At 55.0% G+C, this 1,076-nt stretch carries 1 protein-coding gene; it reads left to right on the plus strand.

The features are described 5' to 3' along the window. Positions 1-197: 197 nt before the first annotated feature. Positions 198-1,076: type VI secretion system Vgr family protein (locus tag Xbed_RS18755; RefSeq protein WP_139837554.1), on the plus strand; the 879-nt coding region annotated here is incomplete at its 3' end.

Below are 1,076 nucleotides of genomic sequence, written 5' to 3' on the forward strand. Positions count from 1 at the left end.
ACCGTAATCCGGGGGAAATGTACCATTTCTGCCGCTTGATCAACTACGCCATGGCCTGTTTTGTCAGCCAGTCCTCGTTCGTCAAGCTGGATGTCTATATCCCGAACAAAAACACTGCCTTATGGGACTTTTGGCATGTCGACGGATTACGCAGGGAAATGTAAGCCATCACACCATCACAACAAGGAGCAACCACAATGACTATGCTGCCCCCCGCCCAAAGCGGGTTACGTTTTGTTTTCCGAGTCGCCGGCCTGCCTGACACCCCGTTCAGCGTGGGGGAGTTTTCCCTTCAGGAAGGGCTGTCTGAGCTGTTTACCCTCAGCCTGACGCTGGTCTGCCCGCATAACCGGTTTAAAAAGCCGCCCGATATAGATTTGGCCTCACTGCTGATGCAGGAAGCGGTACTGCACATCTTCGACGGGGAAAAAGAGCAGCGCAAAATCACCGGCATTATCTCCCATGCCGACTGGACCGGCACCGATGGCAACCAGACCCTGTACGCCTTTACCGTCCGGCCTTACCTCTGGCGCCTGACCCTCAATCAGGACAGCCGGATTTACCATCAGAAAAAGGCCCCAGACCTGTTAAATGAGTTGTTGAAAAAACACCGGATACGGGCAGATTCGAAGCTCTACGACCCGCATCAGGATCGGGAATACGTGACCCAGAAACGCGAATCTGACTACGCCTTTTTCAGCCGCTTGGCGGCCGAAGAGGGCATCAGTTTCTGGTTTGAGGATGAAACGCTGTTTTTCAGTGACAGCCATCTGGGCATGACCGCCGGCCTGCCGTTGCAGTACAACCCGCAACCGGACACCGCCCACGGGCTGGATACCATTTATCAGGTCCGTCTGGGCATCGGCATGAGTCCGCAACGCAGCCTGCATAAAGACTACAACCCGGACAGCCCGCGCTATCACCTCTCCCATATGCACAGCAGCGAAGGCTTCCGCGATTTCGGCAGTAAAACGCCTTATACCGTGTTCGAAAGCTACGGGCGTTTCCAGAAAGATGCCGCCGCCAAACCGTTCCTGAAATACCGCCAGGAAGCGCTGGATAACCAGAAGCAAAGC

The organism is Xenorhabdus beddingii, from assembly GCF_002127545.1.
Classification (GTDB): domain Bacteria; phylum Pseudomonadota; class Gammaproteobacteria; order Enterobacterales; family Enterobacteriaceae; genus Xenorhabdus; species Xenorhabdus beddingii.